The organism is Nostoc sp. CCY 9925 (assembly GCF_963920935.1).
Taxonomy (GTDB): domain Bacteria; phylum Cyanobacteriota; class Cyanobacteriia; order Cyanobacteriales; family Nostocaceae; genus Nostoc.
The window spans coordinates 1-16630 of the sequence record NZ_CAWUDO010000097.1; the positions used below are offsets into that span (position 1 = coordinate 1).

At 40.2% G+C, this 16630-nt stretch carries 11 protein-coding genes; 7 read left to right on the plus strand and 4 right to left on the minus strand.

Annotated features, from left to right (window positions below; translation table 11 throughout):
* Positions 1-692 precede the first annotated feature (692 nt).
* Positions 693-2852: a DNA helicase RecQ gene (gene recQ, locus ACM0OY_RS31990; protein ID WP_414572792.1), complete on the plus strand. Its 2160-nt coding sequence runs from the start codon at positions 693-695 to the stop codon at positions 2850-2852.
* A 448-nt stretch (positions 2853-3300) separates the two neighbouring features.
* Here the strand turns inward: recQ and ACM0OY_RS31995 are convergent, their stop codons facing one another.
* Positions 3301-4908 carry a glycosyltransferase family 39 protein gene (locus tag ACM0OY_RS31995; RefSeq protein WP_414572793.1) on the minus strand — a complete coding sequence of 536 codons (1608 nt, stop codon included), beginning with the start codon at positions 4906-4908 and terminating at the stop codon, positions 3301-3303.
* A 329-nt stretch (positions 4909-5237) separates the two neighbouring features.
* On the opposite strand from ACM0OY_RS31995, the gene ACM0OY_RS32000 reads away from it, so the two are divergent.
* On the plus strand, positions 5238-6428 hold the full coding sequence (locus tag ACM0OY_RS32000; protein ID WP_414572794.1) for an MFS transporter: 1191 nt from the start codon (positions 5238-5240) through the stop codon (positions 6426-6428).
* A 112-nt stretch (positions 6429-6540) separates the two neighbouring features.
* On the opposite strand, the gene ACM0OY_RS32005 is transcribed toward ACM0OY_RS32000, so the two are convergent.
* The gene (locus ACM0OY_RS32005) at positions 6541-6690 is read right to left on the minus strand and encodes a hypothetical protein (protein ID WP_414572795.1); all 150 of its coding nucleotides are present in this window, start codon (positions 6688-6690) and stop codon (positions 6541-6543) included.
* Between the two features lie 553 nt (positions 6691-7243).
* Positions 7244-7489: a hypothetical protein gene (locus tag ACM0OY_RS32010; protein ID WP_414572796.1), complete on the minus strand. Its 246-nt coding sequence runs from the start codon at positions 7487-7489 to the stop codon at positions 7244-7246.
* 252 nt (positions 7490-7741) lie between these two features.
* Between ACM0OY_RS32010 and ACM0OY_RS32015 the strand changes: the two genes are divergently transcribed.
* Together ACM0OY_RS32015 and ACM0OY_RS32020 are read left to right on the plus strand one after the other, a co-directional pair.
* Entirely contained in the window at positions 7742-9718 is a 1977-nt protein-coding gene (locus ACM0OY_RS32015; RefSeq protein WP_414572797.1) for an AMP-dependent synthetase/ligase, read from the plus strand.
* A 41-nt stretch (positions 9719-9759) separates the two neighbouring features.
* The gene (locus tag ACM0OY_RS32020; RefSeq protein ID WP_096541063.1) at positions 9760-10209 is read left to right on the plus strand and encodes a YlqD family protein; all 450 of its coding nucleotides are present in this window, start codon (positions 9760-9762) and stop codon (positions 10207-10209) included.
* 62 nt (positions 10210-10271) lie between these two features.
* Here ACM0OY_RS32020 and ACM0OY_RS32025 read toward each other — a convergent pair whose 3' ends face one another.
* Positions 10272-10796, minus strand: a complete 525-nt coding sequence (locus ACM0OY_RS32025) for a hypothetical protein (protein ID WP_414572798.1) — start codon at positions 10794-10796, stop codon at positions 10272-10274.
* A 502-nt stretch (positions 10797-11298) separates the two neighbouring features.
* Here ACM0OY_RS32025 and ACM0OY_RS32030 point away from each other — a divergent pair.
* From ACM0OY_RS32030 to ACM0OY_RS32040, 3 genes are all read left to right on the plus strand, one after another.
* Positions 11299-12597 carry a dihydrolipoamide acetyltransferase family protein gene (locus ACM0OY_RS32030; protein ID WP_414572799.1) on the plus strand — a complete coding sequence of 433 codons (1299 nt, stop codon included), beginning with the start codon at positions 11299-11301 and terminating at the stop codon, positions 12595-12597.
* Positions 12598-13271: 674 nt separating this feature from the next.
* Positions 13272-15059, plus strand: a complete 1788-nt coding sequence (gene aspS / locus ACM0OY_RS32035; RefSeq protein WP_414572800.1) for an aspartate--tRNA ligase — start codon at positions 13272-13274, stop codon at positions 15057-15059.
* Positions 15060-15419: 360 nt separating this feature from the next.
* Positions 15420-16520, plus strand: coding sequence for a protein kinase domain-containing protein (locus tag ACM0OY_RS32040; RefSeq protein ID WP_414572801.1), 1101 nt, complete (start codon positions 15420-15422; stop codon positions 16518-16520).
* The last annotated feature ends 110 nt before the right edge of the window (positions 16521-16630 follow it).

Genomic DNA, 16630 nt, shown 5'->3' on the forward strand with positions numbered 1-16630 from the left:
GTTTTTCCCATGATTGACTGACTTGAAAATGCTCCTTCGATGAGTATCTATATAGATCAGTCTCACATCGCATTTTCATGCTTGACTATGAAACTTGTTTCATCGGGACTGCCCTCTGCCTTCTGCATAGCTGCCTTCTTCAATTATTACTGTCGAGTTACTTATAATCGCTAAAAAGCTCCAAGCAATCGCTAGAGCCATCACTTGAAGCAATAGTTTGAATATCCATACCTTTCGGTAGGGGTGAGTTAATACCGTCTAACTTTTCACGGCATATGAAAAAAGCGTAAGGGTTTAGGGAAAACACACTTATTCAGCTTTGATTTTGGAATTTCACAAATTCCTTCTAGCTTTGTCACACCCTTACTTTCTCTCAAATAGAGTTTCCAGACCCCGTGAAAAGTCAGGTTCGGGAAGATTAACGGTATTAGATTGTGTTGTTAGAACTTTCCCAGCTCTATTTATAGTGCTGTTTAAGCTTGTAGGATTCCTACAAGCTATGATGGAGAAGTTTTTCACAGCCTCACTTGCTACCGCGTTTTCTAATCTTAGCCTGAGTTTTTGCGATCGCTGAAAATTAGAAATTGTCAACTTACGCAAATTTAACGGCAAGCTAAGATTATTAAAAATATATCTTACTTTTCTGACTAAACTTACTTATCTAGGCAAAAGCCCTCAAAAAAGCGATCGCTATGCTTCAGTATCCCAATCTCGAACAAGCGCTAAAATATCACTTCGGTTACGATAGATTTCGCCCCGGACAACGACAAATTATTGAAGATGCGCTGCAAAATCGGGATTTATTAGTGGTGATGCCTACGGGTGGCGGAAAATCACTGTGCTTTCAGTTACCTGCATTAATCAAAAAAGGCTTAACTGTAGTAGTATCGCCATTAATTGCTTTGATGCAAGACCAAGTAGAAGGACTGCGAAATAATAATATTAATGCCACGTTTCTCAATAGTAGTTTGAATGCATATAAGGTGCGATCGCGGGAAGAAGCCATCCTCAACGGCAAAGTTAAATTACTTTACGTCGCCCCAGAACGTTTGTTGAGTGAAAGATTTCTGCCGTTTCTCGATTTAGTCCATCATCAAATCGGTATTTCTACCTTTGCCATTGACGAAGCACACTGCGTCTCTGAGTGGGGACACGATTTTCGCCCAGAATATCGCCAGTTGATATCTCTGCGAAAACGCTACCTTCATGTTCCTACCGTCGCCCTCACCGCCACAGCCACCGATCGCGTCCGTGGTGATATCATTCAACAATTAGGATTGAAGCAACCGAGTATCCACATAGCCAGCTTCAATCGCCAAAATCTTTATTACGAAGTCCGTTCTAAAACCAAGTCTGCATACGCCGAATTATTAGAACTCGTGCGGGAAAGCGAGGGTTCAGCCATTATTTATTGTCTGACGCGCAAAAAAGTTGATGAACTCACTTTTAAGCTGCAAAATGATAAAATTTCTGCCTTGCCTTATCATGCTGGCTTAACTGATGAAGAACGCAGCAGCAATCAAACTCGATTTATTCGAGATGATGTACGCATTATGGTGGCGACAATTGCCTTTGGTATGGGAATTAATAAGCCAGATGTGCGTTTAGTAATTCACTTTGATTTACCGCGTAATTTGGAAAGTTACTATCAAGAATCAGGTAGGGCGGGAAGGGACAGTGAACCTTCACGTTGTACACTTTTTTTCAGCTTTGCTGATATTAAAACCATTGAATGGAGTATTAACCAAAAAACTGACCCCCAAGAACAGTTGATTGCCAAACAACAACTGCGGCAGGTAATTGATTATGCTGAAGGTACTGTCTGTCGGCGGACAATTCAGCTTGGTTATTTTGGGGAACGCTTTGGTGGGAATTGTGGTAACTGCGATAATTGCCGTAATCCAAAACCAATGGAAGATTGGACAATTGAAGCCATGAAGTTTTTATCTTGTGTGGCGCGTTGTAAAGAAAGATTTGGCATGGCGTATATTATTGATGTGTTGCGCGGCGCCAAAAGCCAAAAAATTCTTTCAAATGAACACGATAAACTTTCTACCTACGGAATTGGCAAAGATAAAACTGTAGATGAATGGCGCATGTTAGCGCGATCGCTTTTACATCAAGGACTGCTAGAACAGACTAGCGATGGTTACTCAGTTTTGAAACTCAACGCCTTAAGTTGGGAAGTAATGCGGCGACAACGCACAGTTTCCCTGGCTGTGACTGTAACACAAAATGTCGCTTTGACACAAACAAGTGAAAAAGCTGCCGAAGCAGAAGCTTTAATGCAGAGATTGCGATCGCTCCGCAAACAACTTGCTGATGAACAATCTGTTCCACCTTATATTGTCTTTCAAGATTCTACCTTGAAATTGATGGCACAGGTACAACCTAAAACAATGACTGAATTTGGTAAACTTTCTGGTGTAGGTACTCACAAACTTGCCCAATATGGCGAAAAGTTCCTCGCAGAAATTCGTGCTTACCGCCAAGAAAGAGGTTTTTTAGATCCACCACAGGACAATTTTATACCTTTTAATAGCTTGCCTTCCGATACTGAAATCTTTACATTTCAATTGCACAAACAAGGTTTGAGTGTTGCTGAAATTGCTCAAAAACGTAACATTCGATCCACTACAATTATTCGCCATCTTGCAGATTTAATCGAGAAAAATCAGCCTGTAGATTTAAACCAGTTAGTACCTTTAGAACGTCAACAAAAAATTTGGCAAGTTTTAGAAGCGCTTGGTGATATATCTTTAACACCCATTCGAGAACAACTAGGCGAAAGCTACACTTATGATGAAATTCGCTTAGTGCGAGGAAAATGGCGGCGCGAAAATCGCAAGTGATATCTAGTTTACATATCTCAATTTTCTGAAAGTCTTGTGAGGACTAATCATAGAAGTTAAATTTACGTGAGTTCGATGAACCCTCCCCAACCCCTCTCGGTCTCAGCTATCCATTACCCGGATCTTTCTCAACATTTGCGAGAGTATTCACTCAAGTTTCTTACAACCCTTATTGGTCTGTTGTTAATTCTCAATAAAAACCTAATTTTAGCGAGAATATTAAGAGCCAATTTGTCAAGTATGCCTCACACCTCAGTGTTTAAGATGCCTACAAAACAAACGTTTCAAGATTGTAAAGAAAGATGTGACTAATGGATAGCGGTCTCAGAGAGGGGCTTTAATATTCTGAGTTGAAGAAAAATTAGGGTTTTTAAGCCTCTCCCCGAAGCGGGGAGAGGTTTGGAGAGGGATTCTTCGGAATCTGTCGAATTCACGTTAAATTTGAATTTTACTTGATAAATTGGCCATCTAGCTTCCAAAGATTTTCTTTTCTACCTTTGTAAATCAACTTCAATTTCACCTTTTGCTCATTCTCAAATTTATTGACTGGAAATTTAGAAGATTCCAGTAAAAATACATTGCTGAATTTTTGAGGAATTTTTGATATCTTGTTGTTTTTTATAAACTGGAATTCAACGTCTGGATTTAGTATATGACTAAGAGATGCTACGCTTGGTAAATAATCATCAATAATTACAAGTGGGCCAGAAGTTTGGTTAATGAGCTTAGATACTAAAACATGGTCAAGAGTTCTTTTAGTCCACCAAGTTTCTGCTTGAGAGCTAACAGAACAAGATATAATTCCTCCAAGGAGAAGAACAACAAAAGATAATTTCCATAAGTTAGTGACAAAAATTTTTCTATTTATCTGATTTATTTTTTCTGCAAATAGATAGGCTACAGATAAATGAATACCCAGATAGCAAGGAACAAAATATCGTGCCATAATCGACCGATATCCCCCAGAGAATAAATCTGATAATATCATCGGTAAAGAGTTGCTTGCTATCAATATCAGAATAAAAAACCATATTTTTTTCGGGGTTCTACGGTAAATAAAATAAACTGAGTATCCAACTAAGGTTAAGAGTAAGGGTATTAGATAAGTCCCGAAAGATAAATTAAAACCAGAATCTGGAAAATATGTAAATAAATACCAAAAATCCATAAAGCTATAACTTATATTTCTCATCCATTCTTGGATTAGATTCGATATTGATGTAGTTTCAATTGCCCACTTTGAACTTTCTATCAGACCATTAAAATTAACAGTAATCGCCACAATCCAAGGAGAAAATGCTAGTATTGCTAACAATGTAGCAATAATATAGCTAATGACAGTTTTACTCAACCTGGAGCTTTCAATTACCAAGATATATAATCCATTACCAATAGTTACTAATATAGTAAGTAGGTATGTGTATAAACTCAGAGTTGTTGTTATTGTATAGAGAAACCAACTCAGTTTTGTCTTTAAACGCACTGCCCGTAAAAAGAAAGTACTTGATAGCAAAATAGTTACAGTCCATAAACTATAAGGTCTTGCTTCTTGGGCATACAAAACATGAAAAGGTGAAACAGCCATAATTGCCATTGCTATCCATCCCACCATTGATGAACCAAATAATTCTAGACACAACCAATATGTGCAAGGAAAGATTAGCAGACTGATTAATGCAGAAATACCACGTGTGACTGCGATAGAGTTACCAAAACACTTTACCCAAAACCTAGCTATTAAAAAATATAGTGGTGGTAGCTGCGGTTCTTCTAATGCTAAGCCTTTAATAGTATCAGTGAACTTTTTTTGAGAATTGATACTTTGATATTTTTGTATATCATTTATCGTAACTACTCTACCGTCAAAAAGTTGCCTATTTACTTCTGGTGTAGTGTAGCCAGAAAGCCTTAAAGAGGTGAAGGTTTCATCTCCCCAATAAATCTTTTTATCTAAGTTGATGAATCTAAACAATATTCCTAATATCAAGATCATAATAATAAAAAATCTGAATAACTTTGGAGTCAATTGTGATTTGTAGCTGAAAGGATTTGGCATCTTTAATTGTTGTAATAGTAGGAGAATCTAGTTTGACTGGTTTCTTGGTTAATAGCAGAATATGGTTCAGTTAAGATTAAAACTAAAAACTAAATTCGCCAAAATTCCCTAGAGTATTGTGACTTTTAAATTATTAGGAATTTCTACTTAAAATAGAAGAGTGAGATTTCAGGTTTTAGCCGATGAATCAAAAATTACTTTATCAAGTCCAGTATTTTGACGATATGGTGAAATCTTTCTTTTGCAAAAACTTGATAATATACCAGACTGAATAATCAGGGTAAAAGTAAAAGTTCTCCAGCAAAGAAATTATAGTGTACTTAGGTGAAATGGAAAAACAAATCTCAAGTAACGGATTAACTAAAGTCCAGGTACTGATTATGGCGATCGCAGCTGGTGTCTGTGTTGCTAACATTTACTATAATCAGCCAATTCTCAAAGATATTGCATCTTCTTTTCGAGTTAGTGAAAGTGAAGCGGGTAGCATATCTGTGCTTTCCCAAGTTGGTTATGGTTTTGGGCTTTTCTTTTTAATCCCCTTGGGGGATAAAATCAACAAGAAGAAATTAATTCTTACCTTGCTGGGATGTTTGTTTTGTTTGTTAATAGCCATGACGTTTTCACAAAACATCGTCCAAGCTTGGATATTAAGTATGGCAATTGGAATTACGACAGTCTCAGCCCAGGTTATTCTTCCCTTAGCAGCAAGTATAGATAGAGTAACTACAGGCCAAACTGTAGGCAACATTTTTACTGGTGTATTGATTGGAGTTTTAGGCGCAAGAGTTTTTAGTGGATATATTGCTGAATGGTTGAGTTGGCGTTATGTATATGGATTTTCAGCAGTAATGATTTTAATTGTTACCGTCTTATTAAAGATATATTTGCCTAATATAAAAAATGAATTTAATGGTTATTATTTGGAATTATTAAAATCAACACTTCACCAATTAAAACGTTTTTCATTATTAAGAGAAGCGTCGTTAATTGGTGGTTTATTGTTTGGCGTATTTTGCTCCTTTTGGACGACACTGACTTTCCATTTAAGCGGAGCGCCTTTTTATTTTCAATCTGACACAATTGGCATATATGGCTTTGTGGCGATCGCCGCTGCATTGACGGCACCAGTTTTTGGTAAACTAGCCGATAAAGGTAACTCTCAACGTTCCTTAACTTTTGCTGTATCGCTCGTCATTGCAAGTTTAGTAATTGCTAAAATTGCTTCTAATTCTGCACTGGCGATCGCCGTTGCTGTATTGTTAATAGATGTAGGTGTACAAGCAATGCAGGTTACCAATATCGCCAGGATATACACTCTTGATTCTCAATCGAATAGTCGCATCAACACAGTTTACATGACTACCTATTTTATCGGTGGCGCTGTAGGTACTACCCTTGGTCTATTATGCTGGAATCTGGGTGGCTGGAATTTGGTAACTTGGCAAATGTTAGTTTTTACTTTGCTCGCATTTTTGATTATCGTCAGACCTAAAATAACAATACCAAGAATAAATCAATAATAATTTTTTTCTTTTGACTTGTTCGATATCGCCTTGCACCAATTACTAAATTTTCTCTTTATCAAGGCGATATCTACAGTTTTTCAGCTTACATTAAGAATAGCTGGGGATTTCAGAAGTTGGAATCTTGCGAAGTTACAGCAATCGGTGATAGTGTATTCTTCTCGTTTTTACCAGACAGAATTACAGATAGCAGCTTAGGTAGGGCTACACAAGCAACAGTACTAAGCAGCGTCATGAATAAACCATCTATCAAACTCATTATGTTATCTCCCCTGTTTGAAAAACATGTATTTAACATAATTACTAGTTTGCAGCAAAATTAGTACAACTACTGAAAACGGTATTTTAGATTTCTTTTATTAGTTATAAGATAACTATATATTTTTTTTGCTAATGGTAACTATCAATTTTTCAATATATCTTCAGAGAGAAAAAGTTCTGTAATTCAATGTGACATGTAGAGCGATCAAACTTGAGTTGTGAACTTTTAGCAATAATAATATAAAAATCTTAATGATTTAAAAAAAATTCAAAAGGTTTTAGCGTTTTTATCCCTGTGGATTTTGCGCGAAAACAGCCCTTGGTTTCTAGCCCGTTGCAAATTGCGGCTAGAAATTAGGCGCTACAAGGATTTACACTATGTGATGCTACTTCTATTTTTAGAAGTGGAGTTAATTGAAACCAAACAGCCTTTACCTCATCTTTGGTAATAACTTTGTCACTGTCACTTCTATTTTTAGAAGAGTAATTAGAACATAAAAATTCAGAATTATTCTTCAAATACCCAAAAATTTTTGCTGTCAAATTGTCCATCAATGCGGCGAACAACGATCGCAAAAATCAGGACTAAATTTGCAGTATTGGCTACCCGTCATTGGGTAAACTGTACAATAGGGAAAACTTGTAAGTTTAAGTTTGGCTGTTTGTAATTCTGAATTATTCAGCGACAATTCAGTAAGCTTGGTTCTATTTGTCCTCAAGGTAGCTATAACCTTGGGTAACGCTATGCAGGCAGCAATATTGATCACCGTTAGCAGTGTTGCGTCTATCGAATTCATAGGTAATCATCCCCTGTGAAAAGTAGGCGTAGGCGTAGCCCGTCGTAGACATCGCTGTTTTTAGCTGCAAACGCGATCTATAGCTTGCAGTCTATGTAAAATAATCTTAACATAAATTTTTGTAAATATAAAGTGAGAATTCCTGGAATTATCATACACAAAAGAGAATGTGGATAATGAGGACGGTTATTGTAGCGTAATAACAAAATAAGCTTCAAAAGCGATCGTTTGAAAATCTTTAGTTAAGGTGTTATGTCAAAAACCCAAACTGCGTCTTCTTTTTTATCTAATATCAGCGAGCGAGAACGCCAAGCATTAAAGAAGTTGGTAAATTACACAAATGTGGCATCGCTACCAGAAGTTTGGCCTTTGGCTGCTCAGGAATTTGGTGATGTTGTTGCCCTGCACAGCCCCCACAGTAAACCAGAAATAGTGATTACTTATACTCAATTAGCTGAGAAAATACAACTATTTGCTGCTGGGTTGCAGGCGTTGGGAGTCAGATTAGGCGATCGCATTTCCTTAATTGCTGACAACAGTCCCCGGTGGTTTATTGCCGACCAAGGTATCATGACTGCTGGAGGAGTTGATGCGGTGCGTAGCTCCCAAGCTGAAAAAGAAGAACTGCTGTTCATCATCGCGAATAGTGGCAGTACAGCAGTAGTAATTGAAGATTTAAAGACGCTTAAAAAACTGCAAGACCGCCTCAACGATTTACCAATTCAGTTCGTCGTCTTACTTTCAGATGAAGCACCACCCACCGAAACACCCTTAAAAGTGCTAAATTTTGCCCAGTTAATCGAAATTGGAGCAAATCATAATTTTGTCCCAGTCAAGCAAAATCGTGACGCCCTAGCAACCCTAATTTACACTTCTGGCACCACTGGCAAACCCAAAGGCGTGATGCTCTCCTATAGCAATTTGATGCACCAAGTGACAACATTTGGCACAGTATTGCAACCAAATCCAGGCGACATGGTTCTTAGTATCCTGCCTTCGTGGCACAGCTACGAACGAACTGTTGAATATTACCTACTATCTCAAGGTTGCACGCAAGTTTATACTAACTTGCGCTCTGTAAAAGCAGATTTGAGACAATTTAAACCCAACTATATGGTGGGTGTGCCCCGTTTGTGGGAATCAATTTATGAAGGAGTGCAAAAACAATTCCGCGAACAACCAGCCAAAAAGCAACGCCTGATTAAATTTTTATTAGGCATCAGCGAGAAATATATTAAAGCGCAGCGAGTTGCTCAGGGATTAGATTTAAATAATCTTCATGCCTCAGCCGTGGAACGATTTGCAGCTAGCATAGTCGCGGCGGCTTTGTTACCCCTGCATAAGTTGGGAGAAAAACTAGTTTATGCCAAAGTTCGGGAAGCCACAGGCGGACAAGTTAAGCAAATGATTAGCGGCGGCGGTGCGCTTCCCAGACACATCGATAACTTCTTTGAAATTATTGGTGTCCAGATTTTGCAAGGTTATGGCTTGACAGAAACTTCTCCGGTAACCCATGTACGTCGTCCTTGGCGAAATTTGATTGGCGCATCAGGGCTACCACTCCCGGCAACAGAAGCTAAAATCGTAGATCCTGAGACAAAAGCGCCTTTGCCACCAGAAAAGCGAGGCTTGGTATTGTTAAGGGGACCCCAGATTATGCAAGGCTACTACCAAAATCCCCAAGCCACAGCCAAAGCAATTGACCCTGAAGGCTGGTTTGATAGCGGCGATTTGGGTTGGTTGACACCACAAAACGACTTAGTGCTAACTGGCAGAGCGAAGGATACGATTGTATTGACTAACGGCGAAAACATCGAGCCGCAACCCATCGAAGATGCGTGTTTGCGATCGCCATACATCGATCAAATTATGCTTCTGGGCCAAGACCAGCGCAGCTTGGGAGCCTTAATTGTCCCCAATCTCGAAGCTTTAGAAAAATGGGCAGCAACTCAGAATTTGACACTGGATATACAAAGCGATGCCCCAACTTCCTCATCCAGTCAAAAAATTGACTTGGAGAGTAAAATGATCCAGGATTTATTTCGCCAAGAATTAAATCGCGAAGTGCAGAATCGTCCAGGCTATCGACCAGATGACCGCATCGGGCCGTTCAAATTCATTTTGGAACCGTTTTCCATCGAAAACGGCTTGATGACACAAACATTGAAAGTTCGACGACACATCGTTGTGGAACGCTATCGCGATATTATTGACGGCATGTTTGCCTGATGATTCCACCCGCCAACTATAAGAGTGAACGTGAAATATTTATGGATGTCTCCAAATCTCATTTGCTGTTGAAACGCGTCGTCAACGTTAAAGTGATTGTTACTCCCCTGTGGAAAGAGGAAGTACAACAGCAGCTGCAAGCACAGATTAATCAACTTGACCAGCAACTGCAACAGCTAGACGTTGAAGGACAAAGAGCGATTAGTGCAATTCAAAAACAGAGTCTGCAACCACCAGGCCCCCAGACCCTCCAACAAATTGACAATATTCAACTCCAAGTCAATCAAAAGAAAAGTGAATTCCTAGAGCAGAAAAATCAGTTGCTGCAAAATCTCCAGCAAGTACAGTTTCTCCAACAGGATCAAGAAGTCAACCAATTCCAAATGGAAGGCTTTTTTAAAGTAGAAACCGGAGATAATTTGATTAGCAAAATGCAAGTCGAAATTGTTCTGCGCGATGGCGTTGTCGAAGAAATTCGCGGCGACATTTAAATTTTTCATTTGTCATTTGTCATTTGTCCTTTGTTATTTGACCAATGACCAATGACCAATGACTAATGACAAATCTGATTTAACTTTGAGTGGGGGCGGCTTCCAGACCAACATTCAACCTGGGAGCCAGCCCAAACAATTTGCCACACTGGAGGTGAACTAATAAAAAGCGATCGCCCAAAGGTTGTCATCTCCACTCGATATTTCACTGTGCCAACAGAATTACTACCCTGCTTGATTTGTGTAATCGTCACCAAGGCTTGATTTCGTTGTGGATAAGCGACCTCTACCTTTCGCGTTCCTCCCACTGATGGTATGCCGTCAAAGGCATTCAGAGCTAGTGTAGCAGGATCGCTACCTTGGAGAGATGAGTTAATACTTTCTAGAGGTATAGTTTTATAGCTGGAACGCTCTGAGTATGCCACAACCTCCTGAGACTGATGTATTGCTCTTACCTGCTGTGGTTGACCGCCAACATTATCAACCATCGGTGGAGATTGCTGGTGCTGGGTTATGTAAACTCCGGCGCCAGTGGTGGCAAAGATACTTAGTATCACAATTAAGAAGAGTTGAAACTTTGCCGACATAAAAGTAAACAGGAATTTCAAATAGGTTAATTACCAATTTTGAATTCTAGATTGAACTGCCTCTCATATCCTCTACCTCTCAGAAGCTCCTCTATCTTAAGCAGTGGTACGAGGCATATAAATATATCTAATCTGTAGCAATCCTATTTGATTTGTGAGACACTCGTAGTGGTTTTTGAAAGCCAACAACCAAAACGAGATATTAACTATCCTTTAACAATAACTCTGTAGTATAGACCTTTAAATCAGATTAAGGTTCCTTAATTTGGGCATGGGGCATGGGTTATTAATTATTCTCCTCTGCACCTGAAGCTCCTATGCTCGCATCCCCCATTAGGGGTTCCTGTAATACACCTCTGCCGCTGGAGCCAATGCCCCATGCCCCATGCCCAATGCCCAACCTAAAATATAAAATCTCCAATCCAAAATTCTTTTATCAAGATACAATTCGATCTGACAAAAGCTGTTAAAGTCCATAAACCATTGATTCCCAAACCACCCTATGAGCATTCACGAAGTATTTATGCCGGCGCTGAGTTCTACCATGACCGAAGGCAAAATAGTCTCCTGGGTGAAATCGCCAGGCGACAAAGTGGAAAAAGGCGAAACAGTGGTGGTTGTAGAGTCAGATAAAGCAGATATGGATGTAGAAACCTTTTATGAAGGATTTCTTGCCCATATCATAGTGCAAGCTGGTGAAACTGCCCCGGTAGGATCTGCGATCGCTTTCATTGCCGAAACCGAAGCGGAAATCGAAACTGCGAAATCTCTTGCCAATTCTGGCGGTGCTGCTGCTAGTCCTTCTCCGGAACCAGTTCCCGTGGCTGCTTCGGTTGGAATTCCTACTTTGGCGTCTCAAAACGGCTCTAACCATCGCGAAGGAAGACTTGTAGTTTCACCCCGTGCCCGCAAGTTAGCCAAAGAACTCAAAGTTGATTTGACTACACTTAAAGGCAGTGGCCCCCACGGTCGCATTGTTTCCGAAGATGTGGAAGCACTTATTAATAAAGGTAAGCAACCCGCCTCCACCCCAGTTGCTGCTCCACCAACACCAACTGTTACCCCAGTAGCGCCTCCTGCACCACCAACACCAGCACCCGCACCCACACCAGTTGTGGCCGCTGTTCCTGGTTCAATTGTGCCTCTAACTACCTTCCAAAATGCGGTAGTACGGAATATGGTAGCTAGTCTATCTGTACCCGTGTTCCGTGTGGGTTATACCATTACCACTGATGAGTTAGACAAACTTTATAAACAAATTAAATCCAAAGGCGTAACAATGACAGCGCTACTGGCGAAAGCTGTAGCGGTGACATTACAAAAACACCCACTTTTGAATGCTAGCTACTCAGACCAAGGAATTGTTTATCATTCTGATATCAACATTTCTGTAGCTGTGGCGATGGATGATGGCGGATTAATTACACCTGTGCTGCAAAATGCAGACGCAGTGGATATTTATTCTCTATCACGCAATTGGAAGTCCTTAGTAGAGCGTGCCAGAACAAAACAACTACAACCCCAAGAATATAACAGCGGTACTTTTACCCTATCCAACTTAGGGATGTTTGGCGTAGATAAATTTGATGCGATTTTACCACCTGGACAAGGTTCAATTTTAGCGATCGGTGCATCCCGCCCACAAGTGGTAGCAACACCCGACGGTTTATTTGCCGTGCGCCAACAAATGCAAGTAAATATTACTTCAGACCACCGGATTATTTACGGTGCCCATGCTGCGGCATTCTTGCAAGATTTGGCGAAATTGATTGAGACAAATACTCACTCTTTGACACTGTAGTTTTGAAAAAACGTCAAATTTAAATGTTAGCAGTATCAGCGAAGTAGTTTGCCGAGACTAACTCTAACAACAAACAACATCTACGCCGAAATTTTTGATGGACAAACTATGTAGAGATGTGGTGTTGCCATGTCTCTACATAAATTTATGCTGATATGCCAGACAACAGGCAACAGGCAACAGGCAACAGGCAATAGGCTTGAAAATCTGTTGTTGTCCGAGTTTTACACTTGATTGATGTCCTAACTTAACGTCAGTTCGATAAACCTCTTCCTAACCCCTCTCCAACATGAAGAGGGGCAGAAATATTCTTCGTTGACAACGAGAAAATGATGGTTTCAAAGCCTCTCAGGAGTGGGGGAGAGGAATGGAAGCGGGGTTTTTTAGATTCGTCGAATTCACGTTAACTTATATGATGTCCAGCTAATCACTTATGATTACTGCGTCTGTGCAAAAATCCCAAAAGCCTCTTTCCCCCCTCCTCGCCTGTGCTCTAAACGATCAGTCTTCAACAGGACAAGATATTACTTGGCATGAGTTCTCTATACATAGAGAGTTTAGATTATTCCGTTTTTTCTGGAACTGGAACTACTACAATTACTATTGATGCTAGATAATGGGGAAGCTTTGACATTTATTTCCCAATCTAGCCCCGGAAACAAGAACTAACAATTATGCGAACTCACTATTGCGGCGAAGTCCGAAAAGAACATATTGGAGAAACTGTTACCTTTTACGGATGGATAGACCGTCGCCGCGATCATGGGGGCGTGATATTTTTAGATTTACGCGATCGCTCTGGCATTGTCCAAATCGTCAGCGATCCGCAACGCACCCCCGATTCCTATGAACCGGCAAATGCCCTGCGAAATGAATATGTTGTCGCAATCACTGGTAGGGTGACGCAACGCCCCCAAGAATCCCTAAATCCCCGTCTACCTACAGGTGAGATAGAAATTTACGCAGATCGAATTCAACTACTCAACCCTGTCCGTAAACAGTTACCTTTCCAAGTTTCCATAGCTGACAGCGAAACGGTGCGGGAAGATTTGCGGCTGAAATATCGCTATTTGGATCTGCGACGCGAACGCATGGCACAAAATTTGCAACTGCGTCATCAAATTGTCAAAGCCATGCGCCGTTACCTGGAAGATTTGGAAGGTTTCATCGAAGTCGAAACCCCAATACTTACCCGTTCCACTCCCGAAGGTGCTAGAGATTATATTCTACCCAGTCGTGTTAACCCTGGTGAATGGTTTGCTCTACCACAATCACCACAGCTATTTAAACAATTGCTGATGGTATCTGGCTTGGATAGATATTATCAAATTGCCCGTTGCTTTCGTGATGAAGATTTACGCGCCGACAGACAACCAGAATTCACCCAGTTGGACATGGAAATGAGCTTCATGTCCCAAGAAGAAATTATTGAACTCAATGAAAAGTTAGTTTGCCATATCTTCAAAACGGTTAAGGGCATTGAATTACAGCGGCCTTTTCCCCGTCTCACCTACGCCGAAGGAATGGAACGCTACGGTAGCGATAAACCAGATACCCGTTATGGTTTGGAATTAGTCAATGTTTCGGATATCGTCAAAGACTCTGGTTTCAAAGTCTTTCGAGACACTGTAATCAATGGTGGTGTCGTCAAAATCCTACCTATTCCCAACGGCAACGATGTAATTTCTAATGTCCGCATTAAACCCGGTGGTGATTTATTCAAAGAAGCCAGCGAAGCCGGCGCTAAAGGTTTAGCTTATATCAGGGTGAGAGATGATGGCGAAATTGACACCATTGGGGCAATTAAAGACAACCTAAGCGTTGAACAAAAACAGGAAATTCTCCGACGCACAGGTGCCAAACCTGGACATTTGTTATTGTTTGGGGCTGGCGATGCTGCTACCGTTAATAAAACTTTGGATAGATTGCGGCAAGTTATTGCTAGGGAATTTGGATTAATCGACCCAGAAAAAATTAACTTGCTGTGGATTACAGATTTTCCGATGTTTGAATGGAACGCCGACGAAAAACGCCTCGAAGCACTGCATCACCCCTTTACAGCACCGAATCCTGATGATTTGAGCGATTTAAAAACTGCGCGTGCCCAAGCTTATGACTTGGTACTCAACGGTGTGGAAGTTGGCGGCGGCAGTCTGCGGATTTATCAGCGAGAAATTCAACAACAGGTGTTTGATGCGATCGGTTTGTCTCCTGAAGAGGCACAAAACAAATTTGGCTTTTTGTTGGAAGCATTTGAATATGGTACACCGCCTCATGGCGGCATCGCCTACGGTTTAGACCGTTTGGTAATGTTGCTAGCTGGGGAAGAATCCATTCGGGATGTGATTGCTTTTCCAAAGACGCAACAAGCCCGTTGTTTGTTAACAGACGCACCTTCTGGAGTAGATGTCAAGCAACTCAAAGAATTGCATGTTGCTTCGACATATAAGCCCAAATCCTAACAAAACCCAAGAGAAGCGAAAAATCAGTAGTAGCGTGTCAAGCTTAAAATAGTGCATTAACAAACTCTTGTAGGATGGGCGTCTCGCCCGTCTGGTGCGGGCTTTTCGGCCCACACCACAAGAAAATTTATTGCAACATTTTAGCCTTGCCACGCCAGTAGGGTGTGTTATGCCGTAGGCTAACGCACCACTAGTAAATTAGGCGTTGGATAATAGTGGGATGAATTGATGTTTGAATTTTGCTTTTTAAATTTTTGTTTATAGAGTAGTAATGATTTGACGAAGAATCAGTAATGTTACTGTTGCCAAAGAAGAAGTGTCGTAGAATTAGAGACACTTAAGAGCAGATATTCTCCACTAATGAATCGCTTTTCTCAAAAAATTACGGATTCTTACGGTAGCATTTCACAAGAGATTGAGCTGGATCAGGTGTCTGGTTGCAAGCAGTTACTTCGCGATCGCTATAAAATACTCCAAGTTCTGGGTAGAGGTGGTTTTGGCATCACATTTTTAGCCAAAAATGCCCTATTGCCAGGGAATCCTTTATGTGTAATTAAACAGCTATCGCCAAAAGTGACTAGTGGTCAAAGCTGGCAAAAGGCATGTACGCGCTTTGAAAAAGAAGCACAAACCTTGGCTTTACTCGGTAGCCATTCTCAAATTCCCATGTTATTAGACTACTTTCAAGTCAATAGGGAATTTTATTTAGTTCAAGAATACATACCCGGTTTAACTTTGGCACGGGAAGTGCGGCGAAGTGGGCCTAAAACTGAAGCCTCAGTTAAACAGTTTTTACAAGAATTATTGCCAGTATTACAGTATCTTCATCAAAATAGTGTAATTCATCGAGACATTAAGCCGCAAAATTTATTACGCCGTCAAGATGACGGACGGGTAGTACTAATAGATTTTGGTGCAGTCAAAGAACAATTAATTGACAGTTGTGAAAACTCAATTAATTTATCTGCAAATACTAATTTTATTGGGACTATGGGATTTGCACCACCAGAACAGTTTTCTTTACGTCCAGTTTATGCCAGTGATATTTATGCACTCGGTGTCACTTGTATTTATATGCTGACTGGCAAAAGTCCTTTAGAATTTGACCAAGATCCAAGTACTGGTGAAATTTCCTGGGAAAAAGAGGTAAACATCAGCGATGATTTTGGCCGAGTTTTAGGAAAAATGCTGAAATTTTCTTTACACGATCGCTTTAAAACTGTGGATGAAGTCATAAAAGCTTTAGGTAAGGAAAAGTTTTTGCCTAACTTGGCGAACTGCCTAACTAACCAAAAATTGAAAACGAAAAATATTATAAATCACGAAATTCCAGATTGGGAAATTACAGATTGCCAAATCAAGCATTCCCAAATTACACAACAGGAAAATTCTGATGTATACGTGCCACCTGTAGTTAGAACTGCTACTGCCATTCGTAAATGGAGAGCAAGACTACAATAAACAAGGTCGTACAGTTTAGTTGACCAAGTATCAAATGAATAATTAATCGGGGAAAATAGAAAATATCCAAAATAAATTTAGTAAGCATTTTGACTATATTCGAGAGTCAG

Coding starts and splice junctions, on each gene's coding strand:
- recQ (WP_414572792.1), top strand. CDS start 693: ATGCTTCAGTATCCCAATCTCGAACAAGCGCTAAAATATCACTTCGGT.
- ACM0OY_RS31995 (WP_414572793.1), bottom strand. CDS start 4,908: ATGCCAAATCCTTTCAGCTACAAATCACAATTGACTCCAAAGTTATTC.
- ACM0OY_RS32000 (WP_414572794.1), top strand. CDS start 5,238: ATGGAAAAACAAATCTCAAGTAACGGATTAACTAAAGTCCAGGTACTG.
- ACM0OY_RS32005 (WP_414572795.1), bottom strand. CDS start 6,690: ATGAGTTTGATAGATGGTTTATTCATGACGCTGCTTAGTACTGTTGCT.
- ACM0OY_RS32010 (WP_414572796.1), bottom strand. CDS start 7,489: ATGAATTCGATAGACGCAACACTGCTAACGGTGATCAATATTGCTGCC.
- ACM0OY_RS32015 (WP_414572797.1), top strand. CDS start 7,742: ATGTCAAAAACCCAAACTGCGTCTTCTTTTTTATCTAATATCAGCGAG.
- ACM0OY_RS32020 (WP_096541063.1), top strand. CDS start 9,760: ATGGATGTCTCCAAATCTCATTTGCTGTTGAAACGCGTCGTCAACGTT.
- ACM0OY_RS32025 (WP_414572798.1), bottom strand. CDS start 10,796: ATGTCGGCAAAGTTTCAACTCTTCTTAATTGTGATACTAAGTATCTTT.
- ACM0OY_RS32030 (WP_414572799.1), top strand. CDS start 11,299: ATGAGCATTCACGAAGTATTTATGCCGGCGCTGAGTTCTACCATGACC.
- aspS (WP_414572800.1), top strand. CDS start 13,272: ATGCGAACTCACTATTGCGGCGAAGTCCGAAAAGAACATATTGGAGAA.
- ACM0OY_RS32040 (WP_414572801.1), top strand. CDS start 15,420: ATGAATCGCTTTTCTCAAAAAATTACGGATTCTTACGGTAGCATTTCA.